A 1,295-nucleotide genomic window follows, 5' to 3' on the forward strand; every position below is an offset into this window, starting at 1 on the left:
GGCGGCGCCCGGTCCGCGCCCGGCGATGCTCTGCATGTAGAGGTAGATGCCATAGCTCATGGGCGCCTGGCTCTGCGCCGAGGTGAGCAGGATGGTGGCCGAGAGCTCCACCGCGGCGGTGATGAAGCTGGTGACGAAGCCGGCCAGGATGCCGCCCATCATGAGCGGCACCATGATGCGCCGCACCGTGCTGACCTTGCCCGCGCCCAGGCTCTGCCCGGCCTCTTCGAGCGAGATGTGCACCTGCTGCAGCGCGGCCATGCAGGAGCGCAGCGCGTACGGCAGGCGGCGCACCGCGTAGGCGATCATGATCAGCACCCAGGTGCTGATCACCGGCGTGTCGGTGAACGGGATGTCCACGCCCTTGAACATGCGCAGGTAGCCGATGGCCAGCACCAGGCCGGGGATGGCCAGCGCGATCGAGGCGATGTAGTCGAGCCAGCGGCGCGCGGGCAGCTCGGTGCGGAAGATCAGGTAGGCGATGAGCGTGCCCAGCACCACGTCCAGGCTCGCGGCCATCAGGCAGTACTTGAGGGTGTTGACCACCATCAGCTTGGAGTCGGTGAAGATGGTGGCGTAGTGCTCCAGGGTATAGCTGTCGGGCAGCACCGAGAAACTCCAGACCTTGGAGAAAGACATCAGCAGGATGCCGATGTGCGGCGCCAGCGTGACCAGCAGCACGAAGCCCACCCAGGCGTAGGCCAGCACCGAGGCCCAGCCGCGCAGCGTGCGGCGCTGCAGCGAATTGCCGCCCTTTTGCAGCGTGGAGTAGTCCTTGCCCTTCATGACGCGCGAGGCCATCCACAGCGCCAGGATGGACAGCACGATCATGATCACGCTGATGACGTAACCCAGCGGGTCCTCGATGCCCACCGAGGTGATGCGCAGATAGGCCTGCGGCGCGAGCATGTTGGTCACGCCCATCACCAGCGGCGTGCCCAGGTCGTCGAACACCTTCACGAACACCAGCGCCGCGCCGGCCAGGTAACCCGGCAGCGAGAGCGGGAAGATGATGCGCCAGAACAGGCGCCAGCCCTTGGCGCCGAGGTTCTGCGCCGACTCTTCCATGGCGCCGTCGATGTTGCGCATCGCGGCCACGAGGTTGAGCAGGATGAAGGGGAAGTAGTGGATGCTCTCGACGAAGGTCACGCCGACCAGGCCGTCCATGATGGGCACGGTGAAGCCGAACGCGTCGTTGAGCAGCAGGTTGACCGAGCCGCTGCGCCCGAAGATGAGCTGCAGCGCGACCGCGCCCACGAAGGGCGGCATGATCAGCGGCAGCACGCCCAGCTGGG

The 1,295-nt window shown here is 66.6% G+C and carries 1 protein-coding gene; it reads right to left on the minus strand.

Translation table 11 applies throughout. The annotated features are described in order from the left end of the window. Positions 1-1,295: ABC transporter permease (locus tag ACT6UX_RS30335; RefSeq protein ID WP_444778854.1), on the minus strand; the 1,295-nt coding region annotated here is incomplete at both ends.

The sequence above is a fragment of the Reyranella sp. genome, assembly GCF_052439685.1.
In the GTDB taxonomy this organism is placed as follows: Bacteria; Pseudomonadota; Alphaproteobacteria; order Reyranellales; family Reyranellaceae; genus Reyranella.